Raw genomic sequence first — 19,528 nt, 5'->3', positions numbered from 1 at the left:
AATGCGATCAGAAACGGCGTGAAGTCCGGAGAGCTTTCTGTCGAACCGCCGCGCCGTCGCGCGAGCCGACCGGGCAATCCGGGCAATCTGGTCCCGGCTCTCCCGGTCGTATTCCTACGATATCGCCCCTAGATCATCAATGTGTCAGATAAAGAATGAGGCAATGGCTATGATCACGCCTACGGCAGATGCAACGACTGCGCCTTTTTTCCTCTCCTTTAGTCCGACGAACAGGGTTGCCGTAAAGTAAAGGGCGGAAATGCAGACTATGGCAAGCGAAACGAGTTCCTTGGGCGGTTTCAGCAAAAGGTCGCTAGCAAAGAGTAATGCAAGCAGGGCAAAGCCGATTGTGTTCAAGTATCTCGATTGATTTTGCGACAACATGGCAACTTCCTTTCAGAACATGCAAATGAAAAGTCGGTACGATGTCATTGCGGTTGCAAAAAAGCCGCCGCTAGGACCGGTTGTCACGAGACCGGCGATAACTTCAGCGGTGCCAACAAGCTAGAGATCGCGCAGGCAAGCCTCCTCCTTCGCGTTCAGCTTGACCTTGTGAGGGACGGTGCGGTTATTTGCAGATCCGTGAGAATCGCACCACGCCTTGGAATATGAATCCGTGCAGCGCCCGCGCTCAAAAAAGGTATATATCGTAATTATCGTCGTAATTGTCTCCGACGTAGATCTCGCTGCTCTCGGCGGGAGATCCCTCGTCGGCATAGGCTGCCGCAACGGGCACAAATGGTGTCATGACAAGGGAGTGGCAAAGCGCTGCTGAGACGATGGAGGGCAGGCATTTCTTCATGGCTGGCTCCTTAAACTGGCCTTTGATAGTTACTCGATGTCGCCTCCTTCCGCTTTATATCCGTTGTATTCGGCGTATTTCTTTAATAAGGCAAGAGGTTCTTCCTCTCCTTCGGATGAGCCGATGATGTTTCCTTGGTCATCCAGTATGAATACGGACGGAATATGCTCAAGTTCATATTGGTCATTCACGACCTTATCTTAATCTATGTAAATGGGAAAGTCTCCTTCATGGACCGAGGCTTCTTCAATCGTGCTGTCCTCAGAAACATTGAAAAGGTTCTTCCTTATGGCTGCGAAATTATCAAGTTGTGGCATATCCTCTATGAGAGATTCGCAGTGCGGACACCACGATGCCCGGATACCGCATCATCGGTATCAACCATGACGACCTCGCCGACGGTAGCGGCAAGGCGGGGCTGACGTTTGAGACGACCAACGATGTCCTATACAAACACATCTTGAACGACACAAAGACCAATGTCGGCGGTTGGAGGTCCTCTAAGCTCCGCGCCCGCCTGAACTCCGGTGACCTCTGGGCGCTCCTGCCGGCCGAGCTCCAGTCCAAGGCGAAGGCCGTCACGAAGATGACGGACAACGAGGGCGGCGGTAGCGCCGGCACTCCGACGGCAACGAATGACAAGGTCTTTATCCTCTCGACGACCGAGATTTACGGAGACCTCCAGTCTGACGGCGCCCAGTACGAGTACTATGCGACGTCGAGGTATTCTGGACCTGAGATTGTGTGCTATTTCAGCACTCGTTCCGTGTCTCCGAGTGACTCAACGGACTTTATCTATGTTGACCCTTTCGGTCGCTGGAGCAGCGGTAGTGCCAACAGTGCCGGCAACGTGTTTCCCGCTTGGTGCTTCTAGATTTTCTAGTGCAAGGCCCGCGCGACTCCGCGCGGGCCTATCTTTTGGCAAGTGTACGAACGGTTTAGGTTCGCGGCACAGGTATTCGGGTTGAGGAGAAATGGGGTCATACAGTGGCTCTCAGAGCGCCTGCCGCACTCCCCCGCCATTACCGCTGCGGCGTCATCGTATAGAGCCCATCCTGTTTGGCGTTTCGTTGCGACAGCCCACTTGTCCATCGATCAAGTGACCTACTGGAATAAATTCAGCGACACGCTTGTTCGTTACAGTCGCTATATCTATGTAAATCGCGGCGATAAATACAGCCTGTACTCGGCTATATACCAGCTACGCGTATGTAGATTCATATCGCGTTAATAAATCGGCTCAAGTGCGTGCAGAACGCGCAAGTAGCCGCAAAAAGCGATTATCGCGCAGGTAGATTTTTGGCACCCTGTTGATTAATCAAAATTAAGCAGTTGCTTAAAACAAAAAAGGTCAGGCACTAGGTGCCTGACCTGCAAACTTCTGGTCGGGACGACTGGATTCGAACCAGCGACCCCTTGACCCCCAGTCAAGTGCGCTACCAAGCTGCGCCACGTCCCGAAGCTTTTGTTTGTTGCTCTGCTCTCGCTCGCAACAGGGAGTATATTAACCCGAAACTTTGGACTTGTGCAAGAACTTTTTTAATTATTTTTGAGCAAGTCTAAAATTGTATCTGCGAGCTGGGGTTTTGTTAGTACGGGAAGTTCCTGTGTACCCGCTGTGCTCACAATCCAGGCCTTGTTGGTGTCTGTTCCAAAGCCCGAATCGGCGCGCGAGACATCGTTGGCGATGATCGCATCGCAGCCCTTGCGGGCAAGTTTGCGCTTAGCGTACTCCACGACGTTATCGGTCTCGGCTGCAAATCCGATCACACGGCGCTCGCCCTTTTGGCGTGAAAGCTCGGCCAAAATATCGACCGTCTCGACCAGTTCGATGCGATCCAAGCGTTCGTTGGCCTTTTTGAGCTTGTGGTCCGCAGGGGATACGGGGGTGTAGTCGGCGACGGCGGCTGCACAAATGGCCGCATCGGCCGTCTGAAAGGCACCCAGCGCCGCCTGCAGCATCTCTGCGGCGGTCTGCACGCGCACGCACTCCACGCCGTGGGGGACATCGAGCGACGTCGGTCCCAGCACGAGCGTGACCTCAGCACCGCGGCGAGCGGCCTCCCCTGCCAGGGCGATGCCCATCTTTCCCGACGACCGGTTGCCGATAAAGCGCACCGGATCGATCGGCTCATGCGTGGGGCCGGCAGTGATGACAATTCGTTTACCTGCAAGGTCTTGGGGCGCGGGGTTGAGCACCTCGCAGATGGCTTCGACGATGTCCTCGGGCTCGCTCATGCGCCCCGTGTCCACGTCGCCGCAGGCAAGGTAGCCGCTGCCGGGTCCCACCACATGGACGCCACGGTCGCGCAACGTGGCCATGTTGGCCTGCGTCGCCGGTGCCTTCCACATGCCGTTGTTCATAGCGGGTGCGATCACGATGGGTCGCGGCGTGGCAAGCAGCGTGGTGGAGATGAGGTCATCGGCGATTCCGTTGGCCATCTTAGCGATGATATTGGCCGTCGCGGGTGCCACGACCACCAGGTCGGGCTCCTGCGCCAGCGAAATGTGGTGGATGGGGTCGGAGGGATCGTCGAACAGACCTACCGCGACCGGCTCATTGGTGAGCGCGCGGAAGGTGAGCGGGCCCACAAACTCCGTAGCATGCTCGCTCATAACGACCTTGACGCGTGCGCCGCGCTTTTGCAGCAGGCGCACGATATTGCACGACTTATAGGCGGCGATCCCGCCGGTAATGCCCAGCAGGATCGTTTTTCCCTCAAGTTGCATTGAATTGTTGGGTGCCGCCGTCATCATTTAAGCTTCCTTGCTGGGGAGCACGAGCAGGCGGTGGCAATACGGGCAGTGCGTAATCTCACTACCGTCGTGGTTTAGGTCGCTCATGGACGATGCCTGCAGCGCGGTATGGCAGACCGTGGGGATGTTGCCCTGAATGGTCTCGACGGCCAGGCCGCGGAACTGCTTGAGCAGACGCTCGTAGTCGGTGAGCACGTCGGCCGGCAGCGTAGCGGCAAGCGCGGTGCGCTCCTTCGTGGCGGTGTCAATCTGAGCCTGCAGGTCGGCAGCCTTAGCACGAGCGGCCTTGGTATCTGCCTTCACGCCCTCCTCGAACTTAGCGATAATGGCCTGCGCGCGAGCCTCGCGGTCGAGCGCCTCCTTATGGGCGACAACGACATCCTTGCGGGTGTGCTCGATCTTGTCCAGTCGCTTCGCCAGGGTGGCAAGCTCATTCTCCAGGTCCTGAACCTCACGGTAGTCGGAACCGTCGACGTGGCGCTTCTTGGCAGCCTCAATGGCGTTGTTGGTCTGAATCTCGGTGGTGTTGAGATCGTCGAGCTCAATGTCCAGGTCCTTGCGCTGGGCGTAGAGCTTGGTCATCTCGGCCTTGAGCTTCACATAGGTCTTGCGCTTAGAAGCGAGATCCTTGAGCTCCGGCATATTGGCAAGTTCGCTCTTGTTGCGGGCGAGCTCCAAATCGATCTGTTGCAGCTTGAGTAGCGTAGCGCCGGCGCTCATAAGTTCTCTCCTTTTGTCACAGTCCACCATTGGCAAGGGTTCAGTATTTTAATCGTATGACGGGGGTCGACCCCGGCGTCAACTGCAGAGTTCATCAAGATATCCACGAACGGCTCCTCGGAGCGGTCGTGGCCGAGCAAGATCACCGGCAGCCCGCGCAAGGCAAGGTCCTGCGCCACGTGGTAGCCCGCCTCGCCCGTCACGACAACATCTGCGCCTGCGGCAATGGCGAGCTCTCCAAAGTCGCCCAAGGAGCCGCCCAGAATGGCGACGGTGCGGCACGGGTGCTCGGCTTCGCCCCATACGCGCGGGTCGCTGCCAAAGGCCGTGGCGGCACGGTTGGCGAGATTGCGCAGGTTGCAAGCATCGTGGAGGTTCGCGAGTGAACCCAGACCGGTGAGTTCAGGCTCGTCCACATGCTCCAGCGAGCTTATGGGCTCAGCGTCCAACAGCTCACTCAGGCGAACGCGCGCTTCGTGCGAGCGGTCCAGGTTGGTGTGAAGCGAGATGATGCTCACGCCGCAACGAGCCGCCTCGTACAGTGCGGCGCTGCACTGGGGATGCGCGGAATCGGCCGGACAAAAGGCCTCGGGCGCTTTGATATAGATGGGATGATGCGTCAGCAGCACGTTGGCGCCGGCCTCCTGGGCGCGGTGCACGTTGGCCTCGGTCGCGTCGAGTGCACAGGCAACACCGGTGATCTTTGCAGCGGGATCTCCCACAGATAGCCCAACATGATCCCAGCCCTCGGCGTCTGCCTTGGGATAGCGCGCCAGCAGCGCACGTTCAAGCTCGGAGACGATCATGCGGCACCTACGATCGAGAGCAGCGTCTGGGCGAACTCATCCAGGTCGGCAGGGTTCACGCGGTCATCGAACGAGATGCGAAGGGCGCCCAGCGCCTGCTCGCGACCGATACCCATGGCGCTGAGCACGTGACTCGGGTCCATGCTGCCGCTCGAGCAAGCCGATCCGGCCGAAACTTCAAAGCCGGCGGCATCGAGCTTGATGATGAGCTCCTCGGAGTCCATACCGTCGACGCAGATCGAAACCATACCCGGCAGACGATCTGCCTGAGCATAGTCGCCCATCGTGGCGTGAATGCGAGGATGAGCCGTAAGCGTGGCGTAGAGCTTATCGGACAGGGCCTGCAGCGTCGCGCGCTCCTGGGCCACGTGGGGCGCCAGCGTGCGGGCGGCAGCGGCAAAAGCCAACTGCGTGCGCAGGTCCTGCGTACCGGCGCGACGGCCGGCTTCCTGTCCACCGCCAAAGATGCGCGGACGCAGCGGCGTGCGGTTTTTAAGGTAGAGAGCGCCGGATGCCACAGGGCCGCCAATCTTGTGCGCGGCAACGGTCATAGCATCGACGCCCAGCTCGGTGACATCGAGCGGAATATGCAAGTAGCCCTGGATGGCATCGGTATGAAACAAGGCGCCGGCAGCATGAGCGGCCGCGGCGAGCTCGCGGATGGGCTGCACCACGCCGGTCTCGTTGTTGGCGACCATAATGCTCACGAGCGCCACGTCGTCGTCCAGCAGCTCCGCGAGCGCTGCGGGCTCGATATAGCCCGCGCGGCAGGGCTGCACCAGGTCGACGGTAAAGCCGGCGGCACGCAGCAGCGGCAGGTTGTCCAGAATCGAATCGTGCTCGATGGCCGAAACGATTACACGATCGCGCTTGCGATCGCGCTGACGAGCGCCCTCGGCAAGACCGAGCAGCGCCAGCTGGTTGGCCTCGGTACCGCCGTTGGTAAGGATGATCTCGGACGGGCGAACGCGTGCGCCAAAACTACGGGCGATCTCGCGACGGGCGACTTCCAGGCGTGCGGCGGCCTTGCGGCCAAGCGAGTGCAGCGAGTTGGGGTTGACGCCGGCAAGCTCGCTGTTGTCGTACCCGCGCTGCGCAAGGAGCGCCTCGGCGCGCATGGGCGTCGAGGCGGCATAGTCAAGATTCACGGGTATGCGGTTTTGACCTGCGGTCATAAGGGTTTATGCCTCCTGTGCAGCCTCGTTGCCCAGCTTCTGCAGCAGCGCAACCTCGGCAGTGGGATCTTCGGACTTAAATACGGCAGAACCGGCCACCAGGGCATTTGCGCCGGCCTTGACGACCTCGGCAATGTTCTTGGAAGAAATGCCACCGTCGACCTCGATGAGGGGCGAAACGCCGTGACGCTCGCACATGGCCTTGAGCTCGTGGAGCTTAGCGATGGTGCCCGGGATAAAGCTCTGGCCGCCAAAGCCTGGGTTCACGCTCATGAGCAGTACCATATCGACGACGTCGATGATGCTCTCGAGCACGCACACGGGGGTGGCGGGGTTGAGAGCAACGCCGGCCTTGACGCCGCGCTGCTGTAGATGCGTGAGCGTGCGGTGCAGGTGCGTGGAAGCCTCGTAGTGCACGGTGATCATGTCGGCGCCGGCGTCGGCGTACCAATCGACCGTCTCGTCGGGGTTCGATACCATCAGGTGCGCGTCGACCGGTACATCGGTGGAGCGCTTGACGGCCTTAAGGATGTCAGCGCCAAAGGTGAGGTTGCCGGTAAAGTGGCCGTCCATGACGTCGAAGTGCACGTAGTCGGCGCCGGCGATCTTGTCGAGGTCGCCCTTGAGGTTGGCCATATCGGCCGAAAGGATGGACGGAGCGATTTTAATGGAACCCATGGTAGAAGCCTTTCTGCGCTAGTCGGTGAGTCCGTAGAACTCTTGGGAGGGTACGCGGTCGGTAAGAATCTCGAGCGCCCTATCCAAAGTAACACCGTTGTAGAGCGTTTGCTCCACGGCAAAGGTGAGCGGAATGTCTACGCCCAGTGAACGGGCAAGCTCGCTCACGCTGCGGGCCGCGACGGCGCCCTCGACCACCATATGCGTGCGCGTCTGATACTCGTCGAGCGACACGCCGTGGGCAAACTCGTAGCCAAAGGTGCGGTTGCGCGAATGCTCCGAGGTGCAGGTGGCAATGAGGTCACCCATGCCGGCAAGTCCCATGCAGGTCATAGCTTGACCGCCGCGGGCATGCACCAGACGGCTAATCTCGGCCAGGCCGCGCGTCATGATGAGGGCGAGCGTGTTGTCGCCGGCACCGGTGCCGGCGGAGATGCCGCACACGATGGCGATAACGTTTTTCATGGCGCCGCAGACCTCGACACCGGTCATGTCCTGCGACAGGTAGATGCGGAAGGCCGTGGATAGGAGCAGGTTCTTAAAGGTCTCCCCTACCTGCGCGTCTTTGCTGGCGATGACGGCGGCAGAAAGTCCGCCGCGGCAGATCTCCTCGGCATGGTTGGGGCCCGAAAGCGCCGCGACACGTGCCTCGTTGCCGATCTCATTGGCGATGACCTCGCTCATGAGCAGGCCAGACTCGGGCTCAATACCCTTGGTGAGGCAGAGCACCGGGGTATCGGCGGCGATAAAGGGCGCTGCCCGATGGCACACGTCGCGCAAGTGCGTGGAGGGCACGGCAAAGATGATCGCATCGGCACCGTCGAGCGCCTGGGCGAGTTCGGTCGTTGCTACCACGTTGTTCGGCAGCTCGTAGCCCACAAGGTAGCGGGGGTTGCGGTGCTCACCGTTAATGCCGGCGGCCGTCTGCTCGCTATGGGCCCACATGGTCACGCGCACGGCTCGCGCGGCGGCAAGGCCGGCGACGGCGGTTCCCCACGAGCCAGAGCCAATCAGCGCAACATTCATGACTCTCTCCTACTTATCGTCGGGCTCGGTGACGCGCTTGGTAAACGAGAGCTTGGACTCCTTACCTGTCATGAGCTTTTTGATGTTCGTACGATGGGCCCACACCACAGTAATGCCGATCAGCGCCATGCAAAACTTAAGTCCGAGGCTGCTGTACGGAAAGACCGCGCAGGCAGCGATGGGAAGACCGATGGCCGCGGCAAGCGAGCCCACCGACACAAACTTGGTGATGGCGACGGCCACGATAAACATGCCCAGCAGCGAAAGTCCGATGGGCCAGTACCAGGCGAGGATGACGCCCAGACCAACTGCGATGCCCTTGCCGCCATGGAAGTTGAGGTAGGGCGAGAAGATATGGCCCCACACGGCTGCCAGGCAGATGACGCCGAGCATCCAGTCGCCGGCGGCACCGGGGGCCATAATGCTCACGGGGAAGCCATAGCCCGAGTCGGCAATGAGCGGACGCGCGATAAGGACGCAGATGGCGCCCTTAAGGCAGTCTAGCAGCAGCGTGAGCGCGGCCACTTTGGGGCCGGCCACGCGCAGGGCGTTGGTGGTGCCGATGTTGCCGGAGCCCGCCTTACGAATGTCCGTGTGGTTGAACACGCGGCCCAGGATCAGACCAAACGGAATCGCCCCGATAAAGAACGAGACCACGGCGCAGATGGCGGTCAGAAGAATCGGATTATGCATCCTTTTGCTCCTTCTTCCTAAAGAAGAGTCGAATGGGCGTGCCGGCAAAGTCGAAGGTCGAGCGCATGCGGTTCTCTACGTAGCGCTGGTAGGTGTCGTTGACCAGGTCGCTGTGGTTGACGAAGAACGTGAACGTCGGCGGGTTGACGCCCGTCTGGGTCACGTAGTGCATACGCAGGCGGCGCTTGCCGTCCACCACGGTATGACCGAACTCGCGCAGGTCGGTGAGGAACGTGTTGAGGCGTGAGGTGCTGATCTTCTGCGAGCGCGTCTTCTCGGCAGCGTCTACCATTGCCCAGATCTTCTCGACGCTGCGGCCAGTGAGGGCAGAGATGCGCAGGTACTGGGCCCAGGGAGCCATGACGCCCAGACGGCGGTCGATGGTCTCCATGCAGGCCTCGCGCTTACGGTCGTCGTCGAGCAGGTCCCACTTGTTGAGCAGCACCACGATGGCGCAACCGCGCTCGATGGCAAGGCCCATGACCTTCTGGTCCTGCTCGGTAACGCCCACGGAGGCGTCAACGACGAGCAGCGCCACGTCGGCGCGGTCGATGGCGCGCAGGCCGCGGACCATCGAGTAGTACTCGATGTTCTCGTACACGGTGCTCTTCTTACGGATGCCCGCAGTGTCGACCATGCGGTAGTGCTTGCCGTTGCGCTCGACGACCGTGTCGATGGCGTCGCGCGTGGTTCCGGCAATGTTGGACACGATGGAGCGGTCGGCGCCCAGGATGCGGTTGAACAGCGAGGACTTACCGGCGTTGGGGCGGCCGATGATGGCGACGTTCAGCGCGTCGGGGAACTCATCGGCGACCTCGTCCTCTTCCTCGGGAAGCAGGGCCACGATGTCGTCGAGCAGGTCGCCCGTGCCATGACCGTGCAGGGCCGAGAGCGGCGTGGGCTCACCGATGCCGAGCGAATAGAACTCCCAGATGCTGTCGTTCTCGCGATCGGGGTTGTCGAGCTTGTTTACCAGCAGAAAGACCGGCTTGTCGCAGCGCTTGAGCATGCGGGCGACCGACTCGTCCTCCTCGGTGACGCCGGTGCGGCCGTCGACCACAAACAGGATGACGGCGGCTTCCTCGGCGGCGGCGAGCGCCTGGTCGCGGATGGACGTGGCAAAGACGTCATCGCTCTTGAGCGGCTCGATGCCGCCCGTGTCGACGATGGTGAACTCGCGGCCGTTCCACTCGGCCGTGTGATACGAGCGGTCGCGCGTGACACCGCGTGACTCGTGGACGATGGCGTCCGAGGTCTGGGCCAGGCGGTTAACGAGCGTGGACTTGCCCACGTTGGGGCGTCCGACGACGGCGACGATAGGTTTCATCTGCTCTCCTTTAATGGGTAGGGTCAGTGGAAGTGTTAGAGTCGGCAGGCACAATGCCAAGGATGTGCTCCAGGGTATCGAGCAGCTCATGCGGCATGGTCGACACCACATGAACCTCGGCGCCGCGACTGGTAAGGCTTGCGAGTAAATCGTCACGATGATACTCGTCAAGCGTCATGCCGTCAGCGTTGAACATGAGCTTAGGCACAAAGAGCATAACCCCAGAGAGATCCTGCGGCAGCTGCTCCAGAATGTCACACGCGACGATGAGGCCGGTCACGTCCACGTTGCCGCCAAAGTAGCGGTTCTTGATGGCTGTGACGGTGCCGGCGAGACCATGCGGCGACTCCACAAAGCGCGCCACGGTGTCGCGAGCGCTGGCGCCGGAGAGGCACAGAAGGCGCTGGTTGCGCTCGGCGATTGCCTCGCGAACTCGGCGCAGGCGCTCGGCATCGGCGGCGAGCACGTTGTCGGTCTCGTCCAGATAGGAGCGGATCATACCGATGCCGTCGTAGTACTGCGGGTAGCCGTCGTAAAAGTCCGCCTCGGGTGGCTCGATGCCGGCATCCAAGTAGAACTCGTCGCTCATCTGGAAGGTGTGGCGGCCAAAGCGCTCGAAGGCACGGTCCTGGAACGGTCGGATCATGGCAATGGTCTCGCGCGCTAGCTCGGGCTTGTCGCTGTAGGACCAGCTAAAACGGTTCTGATGCTTGGTAAAACCGAGCGGCACAATGCCCAGACTGGTGATTTGCTCGTGCTCCTCGCAAAAGCGCAGGGTCTTTTCCAGCTCCTCGCCGTCGTTCATGCCGGGACACAGCACAATCTGGGCGTGGATCTCGATGCCGGCTGCCATGATGGCCTCGAGCACGTCCATGCCGCGCTGGGCGTTGCGGCCCATCATGCGGCGGCGGACGTCGGGGCTCACGGCGTGGACCGACACGTTCATGGGGCTCATGTTGCGTTGGATGACGTTTTGCACATCTTCGTCGGTGAGGTTGGTCAGCGTGACGAAGTTGCCCTGCAAAAAGCTTAGGCGGTAGTCATCATCGCGGATGTAGAGCGTGGAGCGTCCGCCCTTGGGCAGCATGGTCATAAAGCAGAACACGCAGGCGTTCACGCAGGTACGCATGCCATCGAAGATGGGGCCATCGAACTCCAGACCCCAGTCCTCGCCGGGAAAGCGATCAAGCTCAACGGGGGTGACGGTGCCGTCGCGCGGATCGAAAACCTCCAGCTCGACGGTGTCGTCGTCGGCCTCCCAGAGCCACACGATCATATCGGTCAGCTGTTCGCCGTTGACCGTGAGCACGCGCATGCCCGGCTCGATACCCACATCCCATGCGGGCGATTCGGGACGCACACTCTTTACAAGCGCGCCATCACCCGGCTCGGGGTCGCGGCTGCGCCCGTAATCGGCCACCTCGGCGGCGTATGCGGGTACGGTCTGGTCCATGATTAGCGGCAAAGCTCCTTGATGCGCTCGACGGCGCGCTCGATGTGTTCTTGCGGGGTGGAGGCTCCGGCTGTGATGCCGATGTGGTGAGCGTCGGTAAACCACGCGGCCTGTAGCTCGGAAGCTTCCTCGATATGATGTGTGCGCTCGCAAACATCGGCGCAAATCTGCGCCAGGCGGCGGGTGTTGCCCGAGTTTTTACCGCCCACCACGACCATGCAGTCGCAGCGGTTGGCAAGTGCGGCTGCTGCCTGCTGTCGCTCGCTCGTGGCGGCGCAGATGGTGTTGATCACACGCAGCTCCTGCACGCGCGGGGTGATGGAGGCTACAACCTCGGCCAGGTTCTGCGCGGTTTGGGTGGTCTGCACAACCAGGCCTACCTTGCCTTTGAGCGGCAGCGCGTCCGCATCGGCGGCGCAACTCACGACCTGCGCGTCATCGCCGGCATGGCCCAGGATGCCCTCAACCTCGGGATGGCCCGGCTCGCCCACGACGAGCACGCGATAGCCCTCGCGCACCAGGCGCTCGGCGGCCACGTGGACCTTCTTGACGTAGGGGCAGGTAGCATCGACCACGTCGAGGCCGCGCTCGCGAGCTGCCTCAATCACCTGCGGCACCACACCGTGCGCGCGAATGATCACGGTGCCCGATGCGGCATCGTCCAGGGTGTCGGCCAGACCGACGCCTGCCTCGGCAAGCTCGCGCACCACGATGGGGTTATGGATGAGCGGACCCAGGGTGTGGACCTGAGCGGTCTCCCCCGCCTGCGGGGCGGCCGCCAGGGCCATATCGAGCGCGCGCTGCACGCCGTAGCAGGTGCCGGCGTGGGCAGCGATTTCGATGGTTGGGGCGTCTGCCTTGCCGGACACAGCCTTGGCAGTATTCATGACATCCTCGCCCATGGCTAGAACCTACCCGGGTGCTCGGCGCACAGTTCATCGCGCATGGCGTAGACGCGACTCATGGCTTCGGACTCAAACCATGCCAGGCGCTCCTTGCGCTTTAGCTCGGCCGGAGCGTCGGAAAGCGAGATAGCCTTGCCGGCACGGATCCAGCACTTTTTGGGGCGCATGAGCTTTTTGCCCTTAGGCGTAATGTCGGACCAGCCACAAATGGCGAGCGGGTTGACGGGCGCCTTGCCCATCTGGGCGATGAGCGCGAAGCCGCCGTGGACCTCGGGCTTGATCTCGCGCGAGCGGATGCGCGTGCCCTCGGGGAAGATCAAGACGTCCTCGCCGCGCTGCAGCGCATGCTGGGCGGCGCGCAGGCACTTCATGTCGGCGGTGCCGCGCTCGACGGGAATGCCACCCACGCGGCTAAAGGCCCAGCGCACGATCTTGGACTTGGCAAACTCAGACTTAAAGATGGGGCGAATGCGGCGGCCGCCAAAGAACAGCGCCGTCTCTACGGCCAGGAGCTCGGCCATTGAGGTGTGGTTGCAGATGACCACGCTGCCGCGGCCTTCCTGGCGCTCAAATAACAGATCGGCGTCCTCGACCTTCCAGCGCCACATGAGCTTGGAGAAAGCCCAAAGGATTGCCATGACCACGAAGACGGTGCCGCGGATGAGCGCGGGGAACTCGGCATAGGGGGCGTTGTAGTAATCCTCGGGCGTCTGCTTAAACAGGCGCATGGGTTACCTCCTTTGGTTGATGAGGTCCTCGATAATGCGGACGACCTCATCGATGGTGTGGGCGGTGGAGTCGACGTGCACCGCGTCCTCGGCGGGCACGAGCGGCGCGACCTCGCGGCTGCTATCGAGCTTATCGCGCTGCTTGAGGGCGTCGAGGGTCTCGTCGACCTCGGTCTCGAGCTGTGCGTCGCTGAGCGGCTGGGCGTCGTTTTGGTGGCGCTGCAGCACGCGGCGACGGGCGCGCTCGCGCGGGTCGGCGGTCAGGAAGACTTTGACCTGCGCGTTGGGGAACACGACGGTGCCGATGTCACGACCCTCGGCCACGATATCGCGGTCCTCGGCGGCGCGGCGCTGATGGATGAGCATGGCCGCGCGCACGCCCGGGTAGGCCGAGACCTTGGACACGTTGGCGTCCACCTGCGGGGTGCGGATGGCAGCCGAGGCGTCCTGGCCGTCGATGGTCAGACGCGTGTCCTCGCCGGTGCCGTTAGTAAAGCGAATCTCGATCTGCTCGGCGAGGGCATCAATGGCAGCCTCGTCGTCCAGATCGATGCCGCGGTCGAGTGCGGCGAAGGTGACGGCGCGATACATGGCACCCGTGTCGAGCTTGTTAAAGCCCAGCTGGCGGGCAATCTCCTTGGCGATGGTGGACTTGCCGGAACCGGCGGGGCCGTCGATGGCGACGATCATGCAATGCTTCCTTTCGGTGGTTGACGTGCTGGTATGGGACGCGGACGCTGCGGCTCGGCGGGTTGCCTAGCTCGTGTAGCGCTCGCGGTAGGTGTTGCGCCTGGGCGCGGAGCCGTGGCTGCCGTGGTGACGCGTGCGGCTGGCGGGCGTGTCTTGGGGCTTGCCGCCGTTGCGCTTGGAGCTCGCCTGCTTGGGCGGGATGCCGCCGCCTTTGATGATCTGCACCTCGCGGTCGGTGAGCTCGCGCCACGAGCCCTTGGCCACGCCCTCGAGCTCCAGGCCGGCAAAGTTGCAGCGGTGCAGACGGATCACCGGGTGGTGGATCTTGCTCAGCATGCGTTTGACTTGATTCTTGCGGCCCTCGCGGATGATGACCTCGACGGCAGTGGTGCCGGGCTTGACGCCTTGCGGCGCCACTGCCTCGGCCTCGCGCGCGTTAATGACACGGCAGATTGCCGGCTGGCACAGGCCGTCGTCGAGCTCGATGCCACGGCGGAGCGGTTCTAGATCGCGGTCGGTCAGTTGCCCGTCCACGAGTGCCTGGTAGGTCTTATAGACATGCTTGCTGGGGTGCAGCAGGTCCTGCGACAGGTCGCCGTCGGTGGTAAAGAGTAAAAGGCCCGTGGTGTCGCGGTCCAGGCGACCCACCGGGAAAAGTCCCGGAAAGCGGTCGCGCGGGACCAGATCAGCCACGCAAGGGCGCTCCTGCGGGTCGCTCATGGTGGTGAGGTAGCCGGTCGGCTTGTAGAGCATCAGGTACACGGCGCCCTGGTTGAGCTTGACGGGCATGCCGTCGACCTCAATATGATCGCGGTCGACATCGACTTTGGTGCCCAGCTCGGTCGCGACCTGGCCGTTGACGGTCACGCGGCCAGCGGTCATCAGGTCCTCTGAGCCGCGGCGGCTCGCCACGCCCGCGCGTGCCAAAAAACGCTGCAGGCGCATGGTGTGCGGATAGACGGGCTGGGCGTCGGTTGCGGGTACTGCGTTGCCCATGGCGCGCGTCTCCCCTACTTCGTTAGTCCTCGTCATGCAATTCCTCCGAGGTCTCGTCGACGACCAGGGTCTCCAAGTCCTCGACCGCCTCAACATCTTCAACATCGGTATCGAGCAGTTCGCGCTCTTCGTCCAGGTCCTCGGCCTGCTCCTCGAGCGTGGACTGAATGCTGCGGCCGCTCAGGCGCTCACGGATAAACTGGCGCGACTGCTCGTCGGGGGCAAACTGCTCCAGATCGGGCAGGTCGCGGGTGGAGCGCAGACCGAACTTTTCCAAGAAGGCGTTGGTCGTGCCGTAAATGATGGCCTGACCGCGCTGGGGGTCACGGCCGAGCTCGCGCACCAGACCCTTGTCCACGAGCGACGCGATGACGCCGTCGGAGTTGACGCCGCGGATGCCCTTGACCACCTCGCGCGTTACGGGCTGGTGGTATGCGATGACGGCCAGGGTTTCGAGCGCCGCCTGGGACAGCTTTTGCGTGTCCCAGCTCAACACATAGGCCTCGACCACGTCGTGGTAGGCGGGGTGCGTGAACAGGCGCCAGCCGCCGGCGACCTCGCGCAGCTGAAAGCCGCGGTTGGCCTCCTCGTACTCAACCTTGAGCTCGGCGAGCAGCGACGCGCATTCGCCGGGGGCGATATCGAGCGCACCGGCCAGCGCGGGCGCACTCACCGGGTCGCTCGACACCAGCAGCAGCGCCTCGAGGGCGCCTTTGAGGCTGTTTGCCTCCAGCGTGGAAAGGGTTGACATGGTTGCGGCTCCTATTCGGTGAGCTCGGGGCCCTCGCCGGGCACATAGGCCTCGGCGCCCTCGACGCGGTTGATGCGGATGGTTCCAAAGATCTCGTCCTGGCTCAGCGTGAGCGAGCCGCGCTTGGCGAGCTCAAGCATAGCTAGGAAGGTGACGACGAGCTGCTCGGTAGTGGCATCGCCGTCCAGTAGCTCGCGGAAGGTGCAGGTTTGGTGCGCCATGGTAAAGCGGTCGACCGAGGCCACCGTCAGGTCGAGCGGCACGCGATGCGGTGCCACGTGCTCGGCCTCCAGCAGGAAGGTCTGGCGCTTGCCGTCCAGGTCGGCGCAGATGACGGCGAGGCCGCGCAGGGTGATGCCGGCCAGGTAGTCGGGCATGAGGCCCAAGAACTCGGGGTCGGGGCCGGCCACACGCGGGTGCATGCGGCTTTCGGCCTGCATGCGGGCACCGAGGGCCGCAGCCGCGCCTTTAAACTGTTTGTAGGCAATCAGGCGTTGGATCAGGACCTCGCGCAAGGCGTCGCCGTCGAGCGTGCTGAGCTCCTCGAGGTCTTCGTCGAACTCGTCATCGTCGTCATCGGCTTTGCGCGGGGCCTCCTGCGGCACCAGAGAGGCAGCCTTGATGTCCAAAAGGGTTGCCGCGACCAGCAAAAAGTCGCTCGCCACGTCAAGGTCCAGCGCCTCGATGCGCTCGGCCTCGGCAAGGTACTGCTCGGCCACCTCGCTGATGGAGATGGCGCCGATATCTACTTTTTGGCGGGTTACCAGCTGCAGCAGCAGGTCGAACGGTCCGCTGTAGACCTGCGTCGACACGCGATACGACATCTTCGACCTCCTTTGACGGCGCCTTCGCGGCGCGGTTTGGGTGCATGTTGCGACCGTTTTGCACGGTCGACCTGTAAGTTTACCTTAGATGCCGGCGATTGCGAAGTTGAGCAGCAGCTCAGCGAGCGGATACACGGTAACGTCGAAATAGCGGCCGATTACGTCGATGCCGGTCCACGTAGGCAGCAGGTACAGCACCAGGATGAGGATGGGCATAGCGTATTGCTGCAGATGGTAGTAGTTGTTGAGCGCCTTGCCCTTGAGGAAGGGCACGATGATCGACGAGCCATCGAGCGGCGGGATCGGGATGAGGTTGAAGAACGCGAGTGACAGGTTGACCACGATAAAGGTGGCGCCGAAGTTCATGATCTGTGACGCCAGGGCAAAGGACATGCTGGTGTAGAGGCTGCCATATGCCAGGCGCATGAGGACCGCGGCAAGACACGCGAGCGCGATGTTCGATGCGGGGCCGGCAACGCTCACCAGGACCTCGTCGCGCTTGGGGTGCTTGAGGTTGTTGAGGTAGACGGGCACGGGCTTGGCGAAGGCGAACACCGGGCCGCCGGCGGCAAGCATGAGCAGCGGCAAGATGATGGTGCCAAACGGGTCGATATGGTTGAGCGGGTTAAGCGACACGCGGCCGCGTGATCGGGCCGTCTTATCGCCGAGTGCCCACGCCGCAGCGGCGTGCGCACTCTCGTGGATCACGATGCCGACGATGACGGCGACGGCGCTCGCGAGCAGGTTCATGATGTAGCTGCTGGACATGGTGCTCCCCTAGCGGACGCGGCGCGAGGCGCGAGCGAGTAGGTAGTCGGCCACAAACAGGATGACGGCCACGATGGCGTAATCCAGGCGGAATACGCCGCCAAAGGGCGAGGTGATGACGCCGTAGCCGGCGATGGCGCTCGGCAGCGCGCGCGAAAGCTCAACGACAAAGCCCACGATCTGCAGCTTGGCGGTGAGGCCGCTAAAGCACAACAACACAGTCATCGCACTCATAAAAATGCCGCAGATGCGACAGGCGATGGCGATGATGCTCATCGCCACGGCAGCGGCCTTACGAGAGTTCACGCGCGGTCTCCTCTTCGATCTGGGTGGAAAGCTCCAGCCATTCGTCCTCGAGCTTGGGCAGCTCTTGCTTAAGGCCGTTATATTCCCCCAGCGCGGCATTGAACTTGTCCTGATCGGCATAAAGCTCTTCGCTGGCCATCAATTCCATAAGCTCGTCATAGCGGGCGCGCTTTTTGTCGAGCTCCGCCTCGATCTTCTTGAGCTGGTTGCGCACACCCTTGAGCTTTTTGTTGAGCGCGGCGCGGGCTTGGGCCTCGGCGCGCTTCTGCTCCTTGGTCTTTTTGCCCTCGGTAGGCTTGGAAGCGGCGGCGGGCGCATCGGGCTGGGCCGCGGTGACTTTGGCGGACTTGGCCGTGGCCGGCGCACTCTCCCCTGCTGCCTCGGCAGCGGCGCGGGCCGCGAGGTCCTCGCGCTTGTAGAGGTAGTAGTCGTAGTCGCCGTCGTAGACCGTGACCTTGCCATCGCGGATGTCAATGATGCGGTTGGCAACGGCGCGCACCAGGTGCTCGTCGTGGCTGATCAGCACGATGGTGCCGGGGAAGTTTTGCAGGGCGTTTTCGAGCATGTCCACCGAGTCGATGTCCAGGTGGTTGGTGGGTTCGTCCAGGCACAGGAGCGCCTCGGGGGCCACGAGCATCTTGGCCAGTGCCAGACGCGCTTTTTCGCCGCCAGAGAGGACGCGGACCTGCTTTTCGATGGAATCGTTGTCGCTAAATAGGAAGGCGCCCAGCAGGCTGCGCTGCTGCGGCACGGTCCACTTGGGCGTGACGGTGTCGATCTCTTGCAGGACGGTGTTGGACTCGGTCATGCCTTCGAGCGCGTGCTGGGCATAGTAGGCGACGCCGACGTTGGTGCCCAGGTCGCGCGTGCCGGTGGTGGGTGGCTCCAGGCCGGCGAGGATCTTCATGAGCGTGGACTTGCCGGCGCCGTTGGGGCCGACGAGCGCCACATGCTCGCCGCGGTAGAGCTTGAGGTCGATGTCACTGTAGATGTGCTTGTCGCCGTATGACTTGGAGACGCCCTCGAGGCCCACGACCATATCGCCCGAGCGCGGCGGGTCGGGGAACTTAAAGTCGATATGCTTGTGGCCCTCGGGCAGGATGACGAGCTCCTTTTTGATCTGCTCGATTTTGCGGATGCGCTCCTGGGCCTGGGCTGCCTTGGTGGGCTTGTAGCGGAACTTATCGACGAAGACCTGCATGTGGGCGATGTCGCGCTCCTGGGCGGCGCGCTTGGCGCGCATCTGCTCCAGGTTGTCCTCGCGCTGCTTGAGGTAGCTGCTGTAGTTGCCGGTGTAGGTGGTTACGCGACGGTTTTCGAGTGCGGCGACGTGGTCGACGCAGGCGTCCATGAAGGCGCGGTCGTGGCTGACGATGAGGACGGCGCCGTCGTAGTTGGCAATAAAGCCGCGCAGCCACTGGACGCTCTCGAGGTCCAGATGGTTAGTGGGTTCGTCCAGAAGCAGCAGGTCGGGGTGACGCAGGAAGAGCTTGGCAAGTGCGATACGCATCTGCCAGCCGCCGGAGAACTCGGAGCACGGGCGCTCAAAGTCGGTGACCTTAAAGCCCAGGCCGGACAGGATCTTGCGCGCGTTGCTCTCGAGCTCGTAGCCGCCCAGATGCTCAAAGCGGTCCTGGACCTGGCCGTACTCGTTGAGGAGGGCGTCGACGTCCTTGCCCTGCTCGGAGAGCTCGGTGATCTGGGCCTGCAGCTCGTTGGCGCGCTCGCCCATGCGGCGGATTTCCTTGGCAGCGGCCATGACCTCGGCAAGGATGGTGGTGTCCTTTTGCTCCAGGTTGGTTTCCTGCTCTAGGTAGCCCACCTGGCAGTCCTTGGCGTACTGGACCTGGCCGGCGTCGGGGCTGTCGATGCCCATGATGATCTTGAGCATGGTGGTTTTGCCGGCGCCGTTGGGTCCCACGAGCGCAAAGCGCTCGCCGGGGTTGATCTGGAAGGACGCGCCGCTAAAGAGGACGCGCGCGCCGAAGCTTTTTTCGATCTTGTCGACCAGGAGGATCATGGTGCCGCCTTTGACCTTGTGTGCCAATATGAAAAAAGGCCCCAACTTGCGTTGGAGCCTCATTCAATGCTCGGGTGGAGACGAGGGGGATCGAACCCCTGAC

General features: G+C 62.3%; 22 protein-coding genes and 1 tRNA gene. 1 reads left to right on the top strand and 22 read right to left on the bottom strand.

Translation table 11 applies throughout. The annotated features are described in order from the left end of the window. Nucleotides 1-144: 144 nt before the first annotated feature. The 3 genes from ABHR75_RS08195 to ABHR75_RS08185 all read right to left on the bottom strand — a co-directional run bounded on the left by ABHR75_RS08195 (nucleotide 145) and on the right by ABHR75_RS08185 (nucleotide 993). A complete protein-coding gene (locus tag ABHR75_RS08195) occupies nucleotides 145-384 on the bottom strand; it encodes a hypothetical protein (protein ID WP_138112599.1) in 240 nt (79 codons plus the stop codon). A 247-nt stretch (nucleotides 385-631) separates the two neighbouring features. After that, nucleotides 632-802 carry a hypothetical protein gene (locus ABHR75_RS08190; protein ID WP_175406041.1) on the bottom strand — a complete coding sequence of 57 codons (171 nt, stop codon included), beginning with the start codon at nucleotides 800-802 and terminating at the stop codon, nucleotides 632-634. 29 nt (nucleotides 803-831) lie between these two features. Beyond that, nucleotides 832-993, bottom strand: coding sequence for a hypothetical protein (locus tag ABHR75_RS08185; RefSeq protein ID WP_158556942.1), 162 nt, complete (start codon nucleotides 991-993; stop codon nucleotides 832-834). A gap of 161 nt (nucleotides 994-1,154) precedes the next feature. Between ABHR75_RS08185 and ABHR75_RS08180 the strand changes: the two genes are divergently transcribed. Then, nucleotides 1,155-1,676: a DUF6273 domain-containing protein gene (locus tag ABHR75_RS08180; RefSeq protein ID WP_138112597.1), complete on the top strand. Its 522-nt coding sequence runs from the start codon at nucleotides 1,155-1,157 to the stop codon at nucleotides 1,674-1,676. A 508-nt stretch (nucleotides 1,677-2,184) separates the two neighbouring features. Here the strand turns inward: ABHR75_RS08180 and ABHR75_RS08175 are convergent. The 19 genes from ABHR75_RS08175 to ABHR75_RS08085 form a co-directional block, all read right to left on the bottom strand. Further along, nucleotides 2,185-2,261 (bottom strand) — tRNA-Pro (locus ABHR75_RS08175). 80 nt (nucleotides 2,262-2,341) lie between these two features. Next, on the bottom strand, nucleotides 2,342-3,556 hold the full coding sequence (gene coaBC / locus ABHR75_RS08170; RefSeq protein WP_346964078.1) for a bifunctional phosphopantothenoylcysteine decarboxylase/phosphopantothenate--cysteine ligase CoaBC: 1,215 nt from the start codon (nucleotides 3,554-3,556) through the stop codon (nucleotides 2,342-2,344). A 3-nt stretch (nucleotides 3,557-3,559) separates the two neighbouring features. Then, a complete protein-coding gene (locus ABHR75_RS08165; protein ID WP_346964077.1) occupies nucleotides 3,560-4,279 on the bottom strand; it encodes a zinc ribbon domain-containing protein in 720 nt (239 codons plus the stop codon). Beyond that, on the bottom strand, nucleotides 4,276-5,085 hold the full coding sequence (locus tag ABHR75_RS08160) for a Nif3-like dinuclear metal center hexameric protein (protein ID WP_346964076.1): 810 nt from the start codon (nucleotides 5,083-5,085) through the stop codon (nucleotides 4,276-4,278). The genes ABHR75_RS08165 and ABHR75_RS08160 overlap by 4 nt, the downstream gene beginning before the upstream one ends. Next, on the bottom strand, nucleotides 5,082-6,260 hold the full coding sequence (locus ABHR75_RS08155) for a cysteine desulfurase family protein (protein ID WP_346964075.1): 1,179 nt from the start codon (nucleotides 6,258-6,260) through the stop codon (nucleotides 5,082-5,084). Before ABHR75_RS08155 ends, ABHR75_RS08160 begins: the two co-directional genes overlap by 4 nt. Nucleotides 6,261-6,266: 6 nt before the next feature. Next, nucleotides 6,267-6,938 carry a ribulose-phosphate 3-epimerase gene (gene rpe / locus ABHR75_RS08150; protein ID WP_346964074.1) on the bottom strand — a complete coding sequence of 224 codons (672 nt, stop codon included), beginning with the start codon at nucleotides 6,936-6,938 and terminating at the stop codon, nucleotides 6,267-6,269. 18 nt (nucleotides 6,939-6,956) lie between these two features. After that, nucleotides 6,957-7,964: an NAD(P)H-dependent glycerol-3-phosphate dehydrogenase gene (locus ABHR75_RS08145; RefSeq protein ID WP_320677973.1), complete on the bottom strand. Its 1,008-nt coding sequence runs from the start codon at nucleotides 7,962-7,964 to the stop codon at nucleotides 6,957-6,959. Nucleotides 7,965-7,973: 9 nt separating this feature from the next. Continuing rightward, nucleotides 7,974-8,657, bottom strand: a complete 684-nt coding sequence (gene plsY, locus ABHR75_RS08140) for a glycerol-3-phosphate 1-O-acyltransferase PlsY (RefSeq protein WP_346964073.1) — start codon at nucleotides 8,655-8,657, stop codon at nucleotides 7,974-7,976. After that, the gene (gene der / locus ABHR75_RS08135; RefSeq protein WP_346964072.1) at nucleotides 8,650-9,984 is read right to left on the bottom strand and encodes a ribosome biogenesis GTPase Der; all 1,335 of its coding nucleotides are present in this window, start codon (nucleotides 9,982-9,984) and stop codon (nucleotides 8,650-8,652) included. The genes plsY and der overlap by 8 nt, the downstream gene beginning before the upstream one ends. A 10-nt stretch (nucleotides 9,985-9,994) precedes the next feature. Further along, nucleotides 9,995-11,437, bottom strand: coding sequence for a DUF512 domain-containing protein (locus tag ABHR75_RS08130; protein WP_346964071.1), 1,443 nt, complete (start codon nucleotides 11,435-11,437; stop codon nucleotides 9,995-9,997). Between the two features lie 2 nt (nucleotides 11,438-11,439). Beyond that, nucleotides 11,440-12,324: a 4-hydroxy-3-methylbut-2-enyl diphosphate reductase gene (locus ABHR75_RS08125; RefSeq protein WP_238057674.1), complete on the bottom strand. Its 885-nt coding sequence runs from the start codon at nucleotides 12,322-12,324 to the stop codon at nucleotides 11,440-11,442. 17 nt (nucleotides 12,325-12,341) lie between these two features. After that, entirely contained in the window at nucleotides 12,342-13,070 is a 729-nt protein-coding gene (locus ABHR75_RS08120) for a lysophospholipid acyltransferase family protein (RefSeq protein ID WP_195625310.1), read from the bottom strand. A 3-nt stretch (nucleotides 13,071-13,073) separates the two neighbouring features. Next, nucleotides 13,074-13,760 carry a (d)CMP kinase gene (gene cmk, locus ABHR75_RS08115; protein WP_195625309.1) on the bottom strand — a complete coding sequence of 229 codons (687 nt, stop codon included), beginning with the start codon at nucleotides 13,758-13,760 and terminating at the stop codon, nucleotides 13,074-13,076. Between the two features lie 66 nt (nucleotides 13,761-13,826). After that, nucleotides 13,827-14,756 carry a pseudouridine synthase gene (locus ABHR75_RS08110; RefSeq protein ID WP_229107856.1) on the bottom strand — a complete coding sequence of 310 codons (930 nt, stop codon included), beginning with the start codon at nucleotides 14,754-14,756 and terminating at the stop codon, nucleotides 13,827-13,829. A 22-nt stretch (nucleotides 14,757-14,778) separates the two neighbouring features. Beyond that, nucleotides 14,779-15,507 carry an SMC-Scp complex subunit ScpB gene (scpB, locus tag ABHR75_RS08105; protein ID WP_346964070.1) on the bottom strand — a complete coding sequence of 243 codons (729 nt, stop codon included), beginning with the start codon at nucleotides 15,505-15,507 and terminating at the stop codon, nucleotides 14,779-14,781. Nucleotides 15,508-15,518: 11 nt separating this feature from the next. After that, entirely contained in the window at nucleotides 15,519-16,331 is an 813-nt protein-coding gene (locus ABHR75_RS08100) for a segregation and condensation protein A (RefSeq protein WP_316365597.1), read from the bottom strand. Nucleotides 16,332-16,415: 84 nt separating this feature from the next. Then, nucleotides 16,416-17,099, bottom strand: a complete 684-nt coding sequence (locus ABHR75_RS08095) for a site-2 protease family protein (protein WP_148346669.1) — start codon at nucleotides 17,097-17,099, stop codon at nucleotides 16,416-16,418. A 9-nt stretch (nucleotides 17,100-17,108) separates the two neighbouring features. Further along, nucleotides 17,109-17,405 carry a hypothetical protein gene (locus tag ABHR75_RS08090; RefSeq protein ID WP_238057677.1) on the bottom strand — a complete coding sequence of 99 codons (297 nt, stop codon included), beginning with the start codon at nucleotides 17,403-17,405 and terminating at the stop codon, nucleotides 17,109-17,111. Continuing rightward, nucleotides 17,392-19,425 (bottom strand): ABC-F family ATP-binding cassette domain-containing protein, encoded by a 2,034-nt coding sequence (locus tag ABHR75_RS08085; RefSeq protein ID WP_195625304.1) that lies wholly within the window; start codon nucleotides 19,423-19,425, stop codon nucleotides 17,392-17,394. The genes ABHR75_RS08090 and ABHR75_RS08085 overlap by 14 nt, the downstream gene beginning before the upstream one ends. Nucleotides 19,426-19,528 lie beyond the last annotated feature (103 nt).

This window comes from Collinsella aerofaciens, from assembly GCF_039752955.1.
GTDB lineage: Bacteria > Actinomycetota > Coriobacteriia > Coriobacteriales > Coriobacteriaceae > Collinsella > Collinsella aerofaciens_BI.
Note: the sequence above shows the minus strand (reverse complement) of the source record. Positions and strands in the feature narration are given on the sequence as shown.

Coding starts and splice junctions, on each gene's coding strand:
- ABHR75_RS08195 (WP_138112599.1), bottom strand. CDS start 384: ATGTTGTCGCAAAATCAATCGAGATACTTGAACACAATCGGCTTTGCC.
- ABHR75_RS08190 (WP_175406041.1), bottom strand. CDS start 802: ATGAAGAAATGCCTGCCCTCCATCGTCTCAGCAGCGCTTTGCCACTCC.
- ABHR75_RS08180 (WP_138112597.1), top strand. CDS start 1,155: ATGCCCGGATACCGCATCATCGGTATCAACCATGACGACCTCGCCGAC.
- coaBC (WP_346964078.1), bottom strand. CDS start 3,556: ATGACGGCGGCACCCAACAATTCAATGCAACTTGAGGGAAAAACGATC.
- ABHR75_RS08165 (WP_346964077.1), bottom strand. CDS start 4,279: ATGAGCGCCGGCGCTACGCTACTCAAGCTGCAACAGATCGATTTGGAG.
- ABHR75_RS08160 (WP_346964076.1), bottom strand. CDS start 5,085: ATGATCGTCTCCGAGCTTGAACGTGCGCTGCTGGCGCGCTATCCCAAG.
- ABHR75_RS08155 (WP_346964075.1), bottom strand. CDS start 6,260: ATGACCGCAGGTCAAAACCGCATACCCGTGAATCTTGACTATGCCGCC.
- rpe (WP_346964074.1), bottom strand. CDS start 6,938: ATGGGTTCCATTAAAATCGCTCCGTCCATCCTTTCGGCCGATATGGCC.
- ABHR75_RS08145 (WP_320677973.1), bottom strand. CDS start 7,964: ATGAATGTTGCGCTGATTGGCTCTGGCTCGTGGGGAACCGCCGTCGCC.
- plsY (WP_346964073.1), bottom strand. CDS start 8,657: ATGCATAATCCGATTCTTCTGACCGCCATCTGCGCCGTGGTCTCGTTC.
- der (WP_346964072.1), bottom strand. CDS start 9,984: ATGAAACCTATCGTCGCCGTCGTCGGACGCCCCAACGTGGGCAAGTCC.
- ABHR75_RS08130 (WP_346964071.1), bottom strand. CDS start 11,437: ATGGACCAGACCGTACCCGCATACGCCGCCGAGGTGGCCGATTACGGG.
- ABHR75_RS08125 (WP_238057674.1), bottom strand. CDS start 12,324: ATGAATACTGCCAAGGCTGTGTCCGGCAAGGCAGACGCCCCAACCATC.
- ABHR75_RS08120 (WP_195625310.1), bottom strand. CDS start 13,070: ATGCGCCTGTTTAAGCAGACGCCCGAGGATTACTACAACGCCCCCTAT.
- cmk (WP_195625309.1), bottom strand. CDS start 13,760: ATGATCGTCGCCATCGACGGCCCCGCCGGTTCCGGCAAGTCCACCATC.
- ABHR75_RS08110 (WP_229107856.1), bottom strand. CDS start 14,756: ATGGGCAACGCAGTACCCGCAACCGACGCCCAGCCCGTCTATCCGCAC.
- scpB (WP_346964070.1), bottom strand. CDS start 15,507: ATGTCAACCCTTTCCACGCTGGAGGCAAACAGCCTCAAAGGCGCCCTC.
- ABHR75_RS08100 (WP_316365597.1), bottom strand. CDS start 16,331: ATGTCGTATCGCGTGTCGACGCAGGTCTACAGCGGACCGTTCGACCTG.
- ABHR75_RS08095 (WP_148346669.1), bottom strand. CDS start 17,099: ATGTCCAGCAGCTACATCATGAACCTGCTCGCGAGCGCCGTCGCCGTC.
- ABHR75_RS08085 (WP_195625304.1), bottom strand. CDS start 19,425: ATGATCCTCCTGGTCGACAAGATCGAAAAAAGCTTCGGCGCGCGCGTC.